This is a genomic window from Thermaurantiacus sp., from assembly GCF_053487655.1.
Map to the genome: position 1 here is coordinate 14,798 of NZ_JBRCLD010000107.1, position 13,321 is coordinate 28,118.

At 65.9% G+C, this 13,321-nt stretch carries 14 protein-coding genes; 8 read left to right on the plus strand and 6 right to left on the minus strand.

Features of this window, described 5'->3' with window-relative positions:
* The first annotated feature begins 190 nt into the window (after nucleotides 1-190).
* The 5 genes from ACWIQA_RS10565 to cysK all read left to right on the plus strand — a co-directional run bounded on the left by ACWIQA_RS10565 (nucleotide 191) and on the right by cysK (nucleotide 5,671).
* Entirely contained in the window at nucleotides 191-2,719 is a 2,529-nt protein-coding gene (locus ACWIQA_RS10565; RefSeq protein WP_448583054.1) for a helicase-related protein, read from the plus strand.
* 3 nt (nucleotides 2,720-2,722) lie between these two features.
* The gene (locus ACWIQA_RS10570; RefSeq protein ID WP_448583041.1) at nucleotides 2,723-3,022 is read left to right on the plus strand and encodes a S4 domain-containing protein; all 300 of its coding nucleotides are present in this window, start codon (nucleotides 2,723-2,725) and stop codon (nucleotides 3,020-3,022) included.
* A gap of 80 nt (nucleotides 3,023-3,102) precedes the next feature.
* The gene (gene fdxA / locus ACWIQA_RS10575) at nucleotides 3,103-3,441 is read left to right on the plus strand and encodes a ferredoxin FdxA (RefSeq protein WP_448583042.1); all 339 of its coding nucleotides are present in this window, start codon (nucleotides 3,103-3,105) and stop codon (nucleotides 3,439-3,441) included.
* Between the two features lie 46 nt (nucleotides 3,442-3,487).
* Nucleotides 3,488-4,741: an MFS transporter gene (locus tag ACWIQA_RS10580; RefSeq protein WP_448583043.1), complete on the plus strand. Its 1,254-nt coding sequence runs from the start codon at nucleotides 3,488-3,490 to the stop codon at nucleotides 4,739-4,741.
* 9 nt (nucleotides 4,742-4,750) lie between these two features.
* The gene (gene cysK, locus ACWIQA_RS10585; protein ID WP_448583044.1) at nucleotides 4,751-5,671 is read left to right on the plus strand and encodes a cysteine synthase A; all 921 of its coding nucleotides are present in this window, start codon (nucleotides 4,751-4,753) and stop codon (nucleotides 5,669-5,671) included.
* Here cysK and ACWIQA_RS10590 read toward each other — a convergent pair.
* The 6 genes from ACWIQA_RS10590 to dapF all read right to left on the minus strand — a co-directional run bounded on the left by ACWIQA_RS10590 (nucleotide 5,632) and on the right by dapF (nucleotide 10,957).
* On the minus strand, nucleotides 5,632-6,474 hold the full coding sequence (locus ACWIQA_RS10590) for a metallophosphoesterase (protein ID WP_448583045.1): 843 nt from the start codon (nucleotides 6,472-6,474) through the stop codon (nucleotides 5,632-5,634). The two genes, cysK and ACWIQA_RS10590, sit on opposite strands and share 40 nt — an antisense overlap.
* Before the next feature lie 383 nt (nucleotides 6,475-6,857).
* Complete coding sequence (locus ACWIQA_RS10595; RefSeq protein ID WP_448583046.1) at nucleotides 6,858-7,535, minus strand: hypothetical protein; 678 nt, start codon at nucleotides 7,533-7,535, stop codon at nucleotides 6,858-6,860.
* Between the two features lie 8 nt (nucleotides 7,536-7,543).
* On the minus strand, nucleotides 7,544-8,125 hold the full coding sequence (locus ACWIQA_RS10600) for a septation protein A (RefSeq protein WP_448583047.1): 582 nt from the start codon (nucleotides 8,123-8,125) through the stop codon (nucleotides 7,544-7,546).
* Nucleotides 8,122-9,063: a signal recognition particle-docking protein FtsY gene (ftsY, locus tag ACWIQA_RS10605; protein WP_448583048.1), complete on the minus strand. Its 942-nt coding sequence runs from the start codon at nucleotides 9,061-9,063 to the stop codon at nucleotides 8,122-8,124. The genes ACWIQA_RS10600 and ftsY overlap by 4 nt, the downstream gene beginning before the upstream one ends.
* Complete coding sequence (locus ACWIQA_RS10610) at nucleotides 9,060-10,175, minus strand: radical SAM protein (RefSeq protein ID WP_448583049.1); 1,116 nt, start codon at nucleotides 10,173-10,175, stop codon at nucleotides 9,060-9,062. The genes ftsY and ACWIQA_RS10610 overlap by 4 nt, the downstream gene beginning before the upstream one ends.
* Nucleotides 10,172-10,957 (minus strand): diaminopimelate epimerase, encoded by a 786-nt coding sequence (gene dapF / locus ACWIQA_RS10615; protein WP_448583050.1) that lies wholly within the window; start codon nucleotides 10,955-10,957, stop codon nucleotides 10,172-10,174. Before dapF ends, ACWIQA_RS10610 begins: the two co-directional genes overlap by 4 nt.
* A gap of 114 nt (nucleotides 10,958-11,071) precedes the next feature.
* Between dapF and ACWIQA_RS10620 the strand changes: the two genes are divergently transcribed.
* The 3 genes from ACWIQA_RS10620 to ACWIQA_RS10630 form a co-directional block, all read left to right on the plus strand.
* Nucleotides 11,072-11,362, plus strand: a complete 291-nt coding sequence (locus ACWIQA_RS10620; RefSeq protein WP_448583051.1) for an acyl carrier protein — start codon at nucleotides 11,072-11,074, stop codon at nucleotides 11,360-11,362.
* A gap of 139 nt (nucleotides 11,363-11,501) precedes the next feature.
* Nucleotides 11,502-12,701: a type III PLP-dependent enzyme gene (locus ACWIQA_RS10625; protein WP_448583052.1), complete on the plus strand. Its 1,200-nt coding sequence runs from the start codon at nucleotides 11,502-11,504 to the stop codon at nucleotides 12,699-12,701.
* A 71-nt stretch (nucleotides 12,702-12,772) separates the two neighbouring features.
* On the plus strand, nucleotides 12,773-13,321 hold a 549-nt coding region (locus ACWIQA_RS10630; RefSeq protein ID WP_448583053.1), incomplete at its 3' end, for a deoxyhypusine synthase family protein.

Sequence of the window (13,321 nt, forward strand, 5' to 3'; positions counted from 1 at the left end):
GCGAATCGAGTCACGCGAGCAATGTTCTCCAATTGTCATCAAACCATGGCTTGCGTCATCTCGTTGTTGATGACACCATATGTGGGTCAAGCGGGCGGGAGGGCGTTATCCGCACCAGGTTCGGCAGCAGCGGGATGGTGCAAGAGGGGTGGGCTGCCGGGTCCGTGCCTTCCGCGGCCAAGAGGAGCAGCTGGTGACGCTCTCGGCCCAGCTCACTGCCGTTCTGGGGCCCACCAACACTGGCAAGACCCATTTCGCAGTCGAGCGCATGTGCGCCCATGCGGGGGGTGTCATGGGGTTCCCGCTGCGGCTTCTGGCGCGCGAAATCTATGACCGAGTGGTCGCCCTCAAGGGCAAGGCGCAGGTCGCGCTTTTGACCGGCGAGGAGCGGATTGTGCCAGAGACGGCGCGCTATTTCCTCTGCACTGCCGAGAGCATGCCAACCGACAGCGCCTTCCCCTTCGTTGCCATCGACGAAGGCCAGATGGGGGCCGACCCGGAGCGCGGCCATGTCTTCACCAACGCGATGCTGCATTTTCGTGGCACATCCGAGACTCTCATCCTCGGGGCTGAGACGCTGCGCCCGCTCATCCGCCGACTGCTTCCGGATGCCGACATCCGCACCCGCCCGCGGCTGTCCCAGCTCCGCCATGTCCCATCCAAGAAGCTCTCGCGGCTACCGCCCCGCTCCGCAATCGTCGCCTTCTCGGCTGAAGATGTCTATGCCTTGGCCGAGATGCTGCGCCGGCTGAAGGGCGGCGCTGCTGTCGTGATGGGCGGGCTCAGCCCACGCACCCGCAATGCGCAAGTTGCGCTCTATCAGTCGGGCGAAGTCGATTATCTGGTGGCAACTGACGCGATCGGCATGGGCCTCAACATGGACATCGCCCATGTCGCTTTTGCTGGGCTTGCCAAGTTCGACGGGCGGCGCCACCGGCGGCTGACGGCAAGCGAACTTGCTCAGATTGCCGGGCGGGCTGGGCGCCACCAGAAGGATGGCAGCTTCGGCACCGTCCAGCTCGGCACTGGCGAGGAGGGCGATCGGCCGCTCCAGCTCGAGCCCAGCGACGTGGAGGCGATCGAAAGCCATGTCTTCCCGCCGCTCAAAGGGCTCTACTGGCGCAACGCCCGGCTCGACTTCTCCTCCCTGCACCGGCTCATCATGAGCCTTGATGCCCGCCCCTCGAGCCACGAGCTCGTCCGCGGCGATGATGCCATCGATGTTGCCGTACTCAAGCGGCTCGCTGGCGAGCCCTGGGTCATGGAGAGGGCGCAGGGGCGCGACCGGCTGATGCGCCTGTGGGCCGCCTGCGGCCTTCCCGACTATCGAAAGACTGGCGCCGAACGCCATGCCCGCCTCGTCGGCCGGATCTTCCGCCACCTGTCGGAAGGCCATGGGCTGTTGCCGGGCGAGTGGATCCGCTCGGAGCTTGCCGTGCTCGACAATGTGGCCGGCGACATCGCAACCCTGTCAGACCGGATCGCTGCCGCGCGCACCTGGACCTACATTGCCCACCGCCCGGGCTGGCTTCAGGATTCAGACGGCTGGGCAGAGCGGGCGCGCGCAATCGAAGACAAGCTGTCTGACGCGCTGCACCAGCGCTTGACGCAGCGCTTCGTCGACCGGCGCACAGCCGTTCTCATCCGCGACTTGAAGCTCCGCGATCCCGATCTTGCCGTCTCGGTCGATCCCGATGGTGCCGTGGTTGTGGATGGAGTCGTCATCGGCAAGCTGACCGGCTTTGCCTTTGCGCCCGACCCGGCCGCGCGCGCCGGCGAGAAGCGCCGGCTCCTGGCAGCCGCGGAGCGGCGGCTCGCCCGTGAGCTGATGCAGCGCGCCGCAGCCCTTCGCGCTGCACCCGATGCCGAGTTTGCGCTTGGCTTCGACGGCACGATGCCGCCGCGCCTGCTGTGGCGGGGCGCGCGCATAGCAGCGCTCAGGCGCGGGCGATCAGCGCTCTTGCCACGGATCGAGCTCGACCGCAGCCTGGACTCGCTTCCCACCCAGGAGCGCACAGCGATCGAAGCGCGGCTCCGGAGCTGGTTTGCAAAAACCCTGTCCAATCACCTGGCGCCACTTCTGCAGCTTGAGGCGAGCGCCGACCGCCTGTTCCCGGCCGCCCGCGGCCTGACACGCCAGCTCATTGAAACCATGGGAATCCTGCCCCGGGCAGCAGTTGAGAGCCTTGTTGCAGGGCTCGAGCCCGCAGATCGCCGGCTCCTGCGCGCAGCAGGTGTGCGGTTCGGAGTCGTCCATCTCCATGTGAGCGGGATCCTGAAACCGGAGGCGACGCGCTGGCGCCTGGCGCTCTGGGGAGTCTATTCGCGCGTGGAACATATGCCACTGCCGCCGCATCCCGGTCGCGTGGTGATCCCGGTTGACCCGGCAGCGCCGCCGGGCTTTCTTGCGGTTGCCGGCTTCTGGGCCGTGGCCGGCTTTGCCGTCCGCGTTGACATGGTCGACCGGACCGCACGCGCTGTGCATGCGCAGCGACTGGCCGAGCGGGCCAGTGCAGGCGGGTTTCGTCCCGACCCAGCGCTCGCCCGTGCGCTTGGCATGTCAGCACCGCAGTTTGCCCGGTTGATGCGAGCGCTCGGGTTCCGCACGGCAAGCGGCGATGGCTGCTATGCTTTTGCTGGTCGGCGCCGGCCTTCCCGCGCGCGCTCGGCAGAGGCGTCGCCGCATTTCTCGGCATTGCAGGATTTGATGGGAGGCTGAGCATTGGTCCATGGTCCCGGTCTGCGTCTCGACAAGTGGCTCTGGTTCGCGCGCCTGGCGCCAAGCCGGAGCGATGCCCAGGCCCTTTGTGAGAGCCGGCGCCTGCGGCTCGACGGGCGGGTCATTGATCGCAGCTGTGCCAGGGTGCGGCCAGGCAATGTGATCGCCTTCGCCCGGGGGGATCGGGTGATTGCCGTGCGAGTCGAGGCGCTGGCCGAGCGGCGCGGCCCGTTTGCGGAAGCGCAGCAGCTCTACACCCTGCTTGTCGGCGAGCCGGCAGCGGCACCGCTTGAGGCGGCCTGACCCTGCATCGGAAGCGTTGACGGCGAGGGTTGCGCTTGGCTAGCGGAGCACACGCCTTGTTGCAAAGAGGGTTTGTTCCGATGGCCTATGTCGTGACCGAAGCGTGCATCCGCTGCAAGTATATGGATTGCGTGGAGGTCTGCCCAGTGGACTGCTTTTACGAGGGCGAGTCCATGCTGGTCATCAACCCCAATGAATGCATCGATTGCGGCGTGTGCGAGCCGGAGTGCCCGGCAGAGGCCATTGTGCCAGATACCGAGCCCGGGCTTGAGAAGTGGATTGAGCTCAACGCCAAGTATAGCGCCGAATGGCCCAACATCACCGTCAAGGGCGAAACACCTGCTGATGCTGATGAATGGAAGGGCAAGGAAGGCAAGTTCGATGCCTTCTTCTCGCCGGAGCCGGGCAAGGGCAGCTAATCTGGAGGGCTGATCCGTTCCGCAGCGCGCCCGCGCAACCGAGCCCGTGACTGCGGAGAGCTTTCCCTCCCCTTTCGCCTATAAGGGGTGGCGGGCCTTCTTCGTCGCACGCCTGTGCGCGACACTTGCCCAGATGATGATGGTGATCGTCATTGGCTGGCAAGTCTATGACATCGCCCGTCAGACTCTTCCCGTGCGCGAGGCTGCCTTCCTGCTTGGCATGGTGGGGCTTGCCCAGTTCCTTCCCATCATCGGCCTTACTCTCCTGGTCGGCCAGCTCGCCGACCGGGCCGACCGCTGCTGGATTGCGCGGGCGGCAATCACTGCCGAGCTGGGGTGTGCTCTCGCGCTGTTGCTCCTTGCCCGCCTCGAGGCCCCGCCGCTGTGGCCGCTGTTCGCGGTTGCCGCAACGCTCGGGGCAGCGCGCGCCTTTGCCGGGCCTTCCTTGACTGCGCTCGCCCCCAATCTCGTGCCTCCAACCGTGCTTCCCACCGCCATCGCTTGGTCGTCGATCGGGTTTCAGTCGGGCGCGGTTCTCGGCCCGCTGGCGGGCGGTCTCTCCTACGATCTTGCCCCTCCCCTCCCCTATCTCGCTGCCGCGCTGCTGCTCCTCATTGCGCTTGCAGCACTGTTTCGCATCCCTGCCGTCCCGCGCGCTGCAGCAGGCCAAGCCTCCATTGGCGAGGGTCTGCGCTATGTCCGCTCCAACCCCATTGTGCTTGGGGCGATCAGCCTCGATCTTGCCGCCGTCATCCTCGCAGGGGCCACGGCAATGCTCCCCATCTACGCGCGCGACATTCTCGCTGTCGGCGCCAATGGGCTTGGTCTCATGCGTGCTGCCCCTGCCATCGGCGCTGGCTTGGTTGCGCTTGTGCTCACGCGTTTTCCGCTGCGCTCGGGCGTGGGGTGGAAAATGCTGGTGGCCGTTGGCATCTTCGCAATCGCCACCATCGCCTTCGGGCTTTCCCCCAATCTTGAAGTCGCGCTACTCTCGCTTGCCGTGCTCGGTGCGGCCGACATGGTCTCCGTCTATGTCCGCGCGTCCTTGATCCAGCTTCATACACCAGATGCGATGCGCGGCCGGGTGTCGGCCGTCAGCCTCGTTTTCATCAGCGCGTCAAACGAGCTTGGCGAGTTCCGCGCCGGAACACTCGCCGCCTTCATCGGCGCCGTGCAGGCAACCGTCCTTGGCGGCGTCCTTGCGCTTGCCGTCACGCTGCTATGGGCGCGGCTTTTCCCAGCGCTTGCCCGCGCTGACCGGCTCGACATTCCCGATGACCTAAAGGCAGGGCAGCGCTAAGGATCGGCCATGCGCGCGCACTCCATCCTTGAGACCATCGGCCAGACCCCCCATATCCGCGTCTCGCGGCTCTTCCCGGACGCCGAGGTCTGGGTGAAGTCCGAACGGGCCAATCCCGGCGGCTCCATCAAGGACCGGATTGCGCTCGCCATGGTGGAGGATGCCGAGGCGCGCGGGCTGCTCAGGGCCGGCGGCACCATCGTCGAGCCGACTTCCGGCAACACGGGAATCGGCCTTGCCATGGTGGCAGCAGTCAAGGGCTATCGGCTTGTCCTTGTCATGCCGGAGAGCATGTCGATCGAACGGCGGCGGCTCATGCTCGCCTATGGCGCCACCTTCGACCTCACCCCGCGCGAAAGCGGAATGAAGGGTGCGATTGCCCGCGCACTCGAGATCGTGGAGGCGACACCCGGCGCCTGGATGCCGCAGCAGTTCGACAATCCTGCAAATATCGCAGTCCATGCCAAGACCACGGCCGAAGAGATCCTGGCTGATTTCGCCGATGCACCCATTGATGCGCTGATCACGGGCGTGGGCACGGGCGGGCACATCACGGGCTGCGCCGAGCGGCTGAAAAAAGTCTGGCCCGAGCTCCAGGTCTTCGCAGTCGAGCCGACCCTGTCCCCCGTCATCAGCGGTGGCCAGCCGGCCCCCCACCCCATCCAGGGGATCGGTGCCGGGTTCATTCCAGGCAACCTCCACACCGCCCTGCTCGATGGCGTTATCCAGGTGGCGCCAGAAGACGCCAAGCACTGGGCCCGGCGGGCCGCAAGAGAAGAGGGGATGCTGGTCGGCATCTCGTCGGGGGCAACGCTTGCCGCCATTGCGCAGAAGCTCCCCGAGCTTTCGGGCGCGCGCGTGCTTGGCTTCAACTATGATACCGGCGAGCGCTATTTCTCCGTGCCCGATTTCCTTCCCGAAGGCGCATAGAGCCGCAGCAGCACCATCTCCGGCGGCACAGCAATGCGCAGCGGCAGCGTGGAGGTTCCCACCCCGCTTGTCACATAAAGGCTCCAGCCGCGATCAGCGCAAGCCCCGCGCCGGCAGCGGTAGGGTGCGAAACGGTCCCTGAGGAGGCCAAGCAGCGGCGGGTGGATCTGGCCGCCGTGGGTATGGCCAGCGAGCATCAGCAACGGTCGCGGCGGCGCATCGAGAAATGCCCATTGCTCCGGTTCATGGGCCAGGAGGAGCACCGGCCGCCCCGGCGGGATTGCGGCTAGCGCTTTGGCAAGATCAGGCTGGTGATGGGCCGAATCAAGCCCGGCGACGACAAGTGGTCCGACGTCGCGGTTTTCATTCACCAGCAGCACCGGGGTGCCGGCAGCGCCCATGATGCGGTTGGTCCAGATATTGTCGTGGTTGCCCCTGACAGCGAAGACTCCGAGCGGGGCCTTCAATCGCGCCAGTGGCGCAAGCGAGGCCTCCAGCCGGTAGCGCCCCGGCAAACGCAACCGATGCGCCGTGTGATAGTCCCCAAGCAGCACAATGAGATCAGCACCGACAGCATTGGCTTGGTCGACGATGGCATCAAGGCGGGCCGGCGGCATGTCGGGCGGGCCAGCATGGATATCGGACATGAGGAGGACAGAAACCTCAAGGCCGGGTGCGAGACCTGGCAAGGGCATCGCGGCTTCCACCAGACGCGGCGGGCGGGTTGCTTCGAACCAGCCATAGCCCGCAACGAGGACGAGGGCGGCAACTGCAATGGCCGCAGCGGCCCGCAACCAGCTCATGCAGAAGCCCAAGCGCAGTCGACCATCTGCCCGCAACAGCGCACAACGGCGATGCCGCTTCGTTGCACTTGGGGGGCACGGCTGACCGCTAGCGCCTGGAGCCTGCCGCACCCTGTCTCTCCTTCGTGCCGCAGCGCGAGCGCATGCGGCGAGCTTTCGGGAAGCCTGTGGCGCGCGCCAGCTTGATCTCGCCTGCCGCGCTTCTTTGCCCTATCCCCCCGTTGCCATCCGCCACCACCACGAGCGCCAGAGCCGAACAACCTTCCCTTCCCGCTTCAATGCTGCAAGGGGCTAGACGCCTACTGCCGACCAAGGGCCGCGACGGGCAAGGCATGTTGGCCTGCAGTTTCACAAATGTGAAGCTCCGGCGCGAGGCCTGCACATCAGCTGTCGATGACGGGGTAATAGGGCCGACCCCAGTCTTCGTTCGGATGGTCCATCATAAGTTCGAGGAAGATGGGAAGCAGAGTGCCGAGGATGGCAGCCCCATCCCGGACCTGGGCACGGTTCACGCTTCCATTCCAGGTCGCACCCCCGTGCACCAGCTGGTTGCGCAGAACATAGAGCCGCTCGAAGAGGAGGCGGAGCACCAGTGACGTGTCCCGGCGGCGGAGGGCAGCAAGGATTCGCGTCTTCTCCGCGCCCAGTCGCGCTTCCCAGTCGGCATAGCCCGGCTCGCCATTGTGGTGCTGCCAGAACGGTGCGAACACATAGCGATTGTCGAGCATCAGCCGGATTTCCTGTGGAAAGCGGTTCCAGACGGTGGCGTAGATGCGCTGGCCCTCGTCGAGCCGGCACAGGCGGTCGAAATAGGTCGCAACTTCCTCCCGCGCCGAAAGACGAAGCCCGCCCAGTTCGGCAGCATAGGCAGCATTGAAGCTGATCCAGAGCAGGATGAACCGCATGTCCGGATCCTCGACTTCCTGTCCTGCCCGACCGAGCCAGCTCAATGACCGGTGGACCCGAAGCGAAAGCGGCTGCGGATAGCCCTCCCGCTCGGCCCGGTGGCGCGCCTTCAGGCGGGTATGGACTTCGGCGAGCCTGTCCGACGTCCCCGGCATGGGCGCCTCTATTCGAGCTTGAGGCCGTGGCGCTTCAAGAATGGGAACTGGGCAAGCGCGAACAGGAAGGTGAGCAAGGTATCACCCCAGACCTTGAAGTGCACCCAGATGTCGGTGGCAAAGGCGCGCCAGAACAGCTCGTTCAAGCCGGCGAGCAGCAGAAAGAACAAAGCCCAGCGCTGCTGGAGGAGCGCCCAGCCGCGATCGCTCAAGCCCGGCATCGCAGCGCCCAGCAGCATCTTCAGATAATTGCGGCCGCGCAGCGCGCCAAACCCGAGGATGAGGCCGAACATCGCAAAAAGGATGGTCGGCTTCACCTTGATGAAGGTCTCGTCCTGCAGGAAGAGCGTGAGGCCGCCGAAGACAGCAACCAGCGCACCAGAGAACCAGGTCATGGCCGGCACATGGCGGGTCAGAAGCCAGCTTGCCACAATCGCCACCAGGAACGCGGCCATGAAGGCCCCGGTGGCAACGAAGATATCGAACCGGGAGTAAGCGAGGAAGAAGACGAGGAGAGGGCCGAGATCGATTGCGAGCTTGGCAAGCGGTTTCAAGGGGCGCTCGGCCGTCCCCTCCACTGGCTCGCTCATGCCCCCTCCCCCACCAGTGCGCGGGCAAATGCGCGCGGCTCAAACGGACGCAGATCCCCCAGCCGCTCGCCGAACCCGAGCGCGTGGATGGGCAGGCCGAACTTCTCCGCGGCTGCCACCAGCACCCCCCCGCGCGCCGTCCCATCGAGCTTGGTCATGACAATCCCGGTCACGCCGGCGACTTCGCGGAAGACCTCGATCTGGGAAAGGGCATTCTGGCCAGTGGTCGCATCGAGCACCAGCACCGTGTCATGGGGAGCGCTCGCATCCTGCTTTGCCAGCACGCGACGAACCTTGGCGAGTTCGTCCATCAGCCCGGCCTTGTTCTGCAGCCGGCCAGCAGTGTCGACCAGAAGAACGTCGCGGCCGCTCGCCTTCGCCTCCTCCATGGCACGATAGGCAAGGCCGGCCGCATCCGTCCCCTCAGCCCCCGCGACCACAGGCACGCCGAGCCTTTCGCCCCAGACCTTCAGCTGCGCAACGGCAGCCGCCCGGAACGTGTCCCCGGCTGCGAACATCACGTCATAGTCCTCTTCCTGGAACAGGTGGCCGAGCTTGGCGATCGTCGTCGTCTTGCCCGTGCCATTCACTCCGACGACGAGGATGACATGGGGTCGCGGGAAGGCCGTCACTTGCAGCGGCCGGGCAAGCGGGGCGAGGATCGCCGCCACTTCCTCGGCCACAATGCGCTGCACGCCGGCAAGATCCACTTCGCCGATGACCCGGGCCTTGCGCAGCCGATCGGTGATCCGGGCGGCGACCGCTGGCCCCAAATCGGCACCGATGAGCACGTCCTCGAGCGCATCGAGATCAGCCGGCTCGAGTGTTCGCGTTCCAACAAGAAGCGTAAGCGAATCCGAGAACTTTGCACGCGAGCGCTGGAGCCCGGCCCGGAGGCGGGCGAGAAAGCCGCCCTTGTCGGTAACTTGCTCGTTCACGCGATAAGCTCTCCGCCTTGCGCGCCCGCCACTTTCACACGCGCGCGCTGCCCAGCTGGCCGCGGCATGGCAAGGCGCACGCGGACCGCATGTGGCGAAAGGCCGATCGCACCTTCGGCCACGATCTCAACTTCGGTTCCAACAAAGGCTCCAAGCCAGCGCGCCCGCCGCAGCGCAACATGAGCGCGTAGCTCGGCAGCCCGAGCGCGGGCAAGCGCTGGTGCCACTTGCGGCATGCGTGCAGCCGCAGTGCCAGGGCGCGGCGAATAGGGAAAGACATGCGCGTCGACGAGATCGAGCGCGTCAAGCGCCGCCAGGCTTGCCCGGTGTGCGGCCTCGCTTTCGGTTGGAAAGCCGGCGATGAGGTCGGCGCTGATGGCAATGTCAGGCCGCACGGCCTTCAGCTCCCCGACCAGCCGCACCGCATCTGCGAGGCCGTGGCGCCGGCGCATCCGCTTCAGCACCAGATCATCGCCCGACTGGAGCGAGAGATGGGCATAGGGCATCAGCCGCGTCTCGGCGAAGAGGGCGATAAGGCCATCGTCGACGGCGGCGGGATCGAGGGTGGAAAGCCGCAGCCGGGGAAGAGCCGGAACATGGGTGAGGACTGCCTCGACCAGCACGCCGAGCCGAGGCGCACCGGGCAGGTCCCGGCCCCAGCCGCAGATATCCACTCCCGTCAGCACCACTTCGGCAGCACCACGGGCAACGAGGCCAGCGACCGTCTCGACCACCGTTGCAAGCGGAGCCGAGCGCGCCCGCCCCCTTGCCAGCCGGGTCACGCAAAACGTGCAGCGATGGTCGCAGCCATCCTCGATGTTCACAAACCCGCGCGACCGGAGCGTCGCCATGGCCGGTTGCCACGGCTTCGGGAGAAGGCGCACTGGCAAGTCGGCAAAGCGCTCTGGTGCCACTTCGGCGGCACAGCCAGTTACCCACACCTCGCCGCCAGCGCGGCTCGCGCGTCGTGCCGCAGCACGTGCGTCGCTCACAGCTGCAGCTGTTACAGCGCAGCTGTTGATGACCGTGCGCCCCGGCCCGGCCCAGCGGGCAAGAAGATCGGCCTCGGCAAGGTTGGCACGGCAGCCATGGGTGATGACGGCAGCAGTCACAACGCAATCTCGCCGCGAAACACCTCCGCAACCGGGCCTGCCATCCGTATCTGCCCGTCCGCTCGCTCGGAAATTGTAAGCTCGCCACCAGGCAGGCGGATGGCAACTCGCGCGTCCACCAGCCGCCTGCGCCGCGCAACGGCAAAGGCCGCACAGGCCCCCGAGCCGCAGGCAAGCGTGAGCCCAGCGCCCCGCTCCCACACACGCAAGCGCATCTGCGCTGGGCTATCCACTGCTGCCACCCCCACATTCACGCGTTCAGGAAACAGCGGGTCCCGCTCGATCACCGGGCCCAAGCGCTCGAGCGGAACAGCATCCGGGTCGTCCACGAAGAAGACGATATGCGGATTGCCCATAGAGGCGGCACCAGGATCGGTGAGCCCTTCCCAGGCAACTGGCATGTGGAGCGTGTCCATGGGGATCGAAAGCGGAATCGCATCCCAGCCAAAGCGTGGCACGCCCATCAGAACGGCGTGGCCTTCACCGCCAGCAACCTCCAGAATACCTGCCGCCGTCTCGATTCGAGTGGCACCTGTCAACGCTGCCACACAGCGCGTGCCATTTCCGCATGCCGCCGCCTCAGTTCCGTCCGGGTTCCAGATGCGGAGATAGAGATCCGCCCGGCTGCTTCGCTCAAGCCGGAACAGCTGGTCGCAGCCGATCCCCCAGTGCCGGTCGGCCAGCCGACGCACTGACGAGGGGTCAAGCGGAATGTCATGATCCCGGGCGTCGAAGATCACGAAGTCATTGCCTGCCCCGTGCATCTTGACGAACGGAACCATCGCGAGCGGACATAGGAGCGAGGGGAGAGCCTGTCCACCAGCGCCGGATTGCAAGGTGAGGCATCTGCGTGTAGGGCGCGCCGCTTGCATCCAGAAAAAGCCACGAGCCTCCAAGTGATCGCGCACGACACCCTAAGCCAGCTTGTGTCCGTCCTGACTGAAAGCCTCGGGCTTGCCCCCGATGTCGCTGCCGGCCTTAGGGCCGACTCCGGCCTCTTCGGCCAGCTGCCCGAGCTCGACTCCATGGCGGTTGCGACCCTGCTCACCGCCATCGAGGACCATTTCGGAATCCTCATCGATGACGAGGATGTAACGGCCGACCTGTTCGAAACCGTCGGCGCACTTGCCGCCCACATTGACAGGTTGCGCACCAAGCAGGCGAGGAGCCACCGCGCCACCGCCTGACTGGCGCCCCCTTCCGGCTGATGCACGTTTTTCCCTTTACATCCCCTCCTTCCCGTCCCATATGGCCGCCCCGCTGCCCCATGGGACTTCCACCGCAAGGCAGCTTGTGTCGCCAACTGCTTCGTGGAGGTCCCTTGCGTTGTACGAGAGCCATAACGCGCTGGGGGTAGCGCAACGACTGGCACCGGCCCGGCCGGTTACCCTCATCCGCCCGCATGCCGCCGTCTCGGCCGCGCGTTACTTTGCCCGGCATTTTCCCGGGCGGAGCTTCTACGCGGTCAAGGCCAATCCGGATCCCACACTGCTCACGCTGCTGTGGGATGGCGGCATTCGTGCGTTCGATGTTGCCTCAATTGCCGAAGCCCGGCTCGTCCACGGCCTGCTGCCGGGGGCGACACTTGCCTTCATGCACCCGGTCAAGGCCGAGGAAGCAATTGCCGAGGCCTATGCCCTTGGCGTGCGCATCTTCGCACTCGACAGCCACGAGGAGCTGGCGAAGATCCTCCGCGCCACCGGCGGCGCGACCGACTTGACGCTTTGCGTGCGCCTTCGCGTCTCCTCCGCCCATTCGAAACTGAGCCTCGCTTCCAAATTTGGCATCGGTGTCACCGAAGCGCCATCACTCCTCATGGCGGCAAGACAGGTAGCCGACTCACTTGGAATCTGCTTCCATGTCGGCAGCCAGGCCATGACTCCGCAGGCCTATGCCGACGCCATGGCCTATGTCCGCGCAGCCATTGTCGAGGCTTCCGTCACCATCGATGTCATCGACGTCGGCGGCGGCTTTCCGTCCCGCTATCCTGGCATGGAGCCGCCCCCGCTTGCCGCCTATTTTGCAGTCATCCACCGCGCCTTCGAGGCACTGCCGGTTTCCTACTCGGCCGAGCTCTGGTGCGAGCCGGGCCGCGCGCTTGCAGCTGACTATGCAAGCGTGCTGGTCCGGGTCGAGAAGCGCCGCGGTGCAGAGCTGTTCATCAATGACGGCGCCTATGGCTCGCTGTTCGATGCCGCGCATGTCAACTGGCGTTACCCGGTGCGGCTTGTCCGCCCCCAGGCAAGCACGGCAGCTGCGTGCGGTTTTGCGCTCTGGGGCCCAACCTGTGACGACATGGACCACATGAAGGGGCCGTTCCTGCTGCCAGCTGACGTCGGGGCCGGGGACTATCTCGAAATCGGCCAGCTCGGCGCCTATGGCCAGGCCATGCGCACCGGGTTCAATGGCTTTGGCGAGCATGAGAAGGCGATTGTCCATGATGCCCCCATGCTCTCGCTCATCCCCGAGGGCGGCGAGCTCGCGCTTCCCGCCAATGTTGCGCCCCTGGTCCGCCGCCAGGCCTAGCAAGCTGTCACACATCCGCCCTAAGCATCCCGGACCGCCAAGTCCGGGACGCCGGCGGCATGGAGGTTTGAATGACCACAGGAATCAATGACCAGCGCAAGCGCGAGCTGCTTTCGACCGCCGTCGAGCATATCGACATCCGAAGCTTTGACGCCCGCCCCATCCTCGAGGCGATGGGCAAGATGTCGTTCACCAGCCGCGATCTCGCGCGGGCAGCGCACATCTACAACCAAATGCTGGCAGACCCGGACTGCACCATCTTCCTTGTCATCGCCGGCTCGACGTCGGCGGGCGGCTGCATGGACCTCTATGCCGAGCTCGTCCGCTCGAACATGGTGGATGCCGTCGTCGCAACGGGTGCCACCATCGTCGACATGGACTTCTTCGAAGGCCTTGGCCACAGGCACTATCAGGCGCTCGAAGTGCCAGATGACGATACCCTGCGCTCGCTCTACATCGACCGCATCTATGACACCTATATCGACGAGGAGGAGCTGCAGGACTGCGACTTCACCGTCGGCCGGATCGCCGATTCGCTCGAGCCCAAGGCCTATTCCAGCCGCGCCTTCATCCGCGAGATGGGCCGCTGGCTCGTCGCGCACGGCCGGAAGGCGAACAGC

What these genes read in the sequence shown, in the direction of transcription:
- cysK (WP_448583044.1), top strand. Translation starts at nt 4,751, where the DNA reads ATGCGCGCGCACTCCATCCTTGAGACCATCGGCCAGACCCCCCATATC.
- dapF (WP_448583050.1), bottom strand. Translation starts at nt 10,957, where the DNA reads ATGGTTCCGTTCGTCAAGATGCACGGGGCAGGCAATGACTTCGTGATC.
- ACWIQA_RS10590 (WP_448583045.1), bottom strand. Translation starts at nt 6,474, where the DNA reads ATGAGCTGGTTGCGGGCCGCTGCGGCCATTGCAGTTGCCGCCCTCGTC.
- ACWIQA_RS10600 (WP_448583047.1), bottom strand. Translation starts at nt 8,125, where the DNA reads ATGAGCGAGCCAGTGGAGGGGACGGCCGAGCGCCCCTTGAAACCGCTT.
- ACWIQA_RS10595 (WP_448583046.1), bottom strand. Translation starts at nt 7,535, where the DNA reads ATGCCGGGGACGTCGGACAGGCTCGCCGAAGTCCATACCCGCCTGAAG.
- fdxA (WP_448583042.1), top strand. Translation starts at nt 3,103, where the DNA reads ATGGCCTATGTCGTGACCGAAGCGTGCATCCGCTGCAAGTATATGGAT.